Source organism: Pseudomonas sp. 2822-17, assembly GCF_002742485.1.
Classification (GTDB): Bacteria; Pseudomonadota; Gammaproteobacteria; order Pseudomonadales; family Pseudomonadaceae; genus Aquipseudomonas; species Aquipseudomonas cyclaminis.
This window is the reverse complement of the sequence record NZ_LJRZ01000850.1, coordinates 1-254: the sequence shown is the minus strand read 5'-3', so window position 1 is coordinate 254 and position 254 is coordinate 1. Positions and strand designations below refer to the sequence as shown.

Annotated in this window: 1 protein-coding gene; it reads right to left on the bottom strand. The window is 40.9% G+C overall.

All coding sequences use genetic code 11. The features are described from left to right. The coding region (locus tag AOA60_RS33605) for a hypothetical protein (protein WP_218240933.1) at nt 1–242 on the bottom strand (242 nt) is incomplete at its 3' end. Nucleotides 243–254: the final 12 nt, after the last annotated feature.

The following is a 254-nucleotide window of genomic DNA, read 5'->3' as shown; positions in this document are numbered from 1 at the left end:
ACATTGAGAAGAGGGTCATCCCTATAATGCCGATTTGGACCTCCCGCTTGTATAAATGTTAACTCTTCACCGTAGTTAAGGCGGTCATAATAATAGCTGTTTACGTTTGCTTTGTACTTCGTGTACTCATGAACCGTGTGTTCATCATAGGCATACTCTATGACTTCAACAATTTCTGAGATCGTCACATTTGCAATGATATCTGCTTCATTTGCAGTTCGTTCTAGACTGTAATACGGCATGGAGCTGTCTAC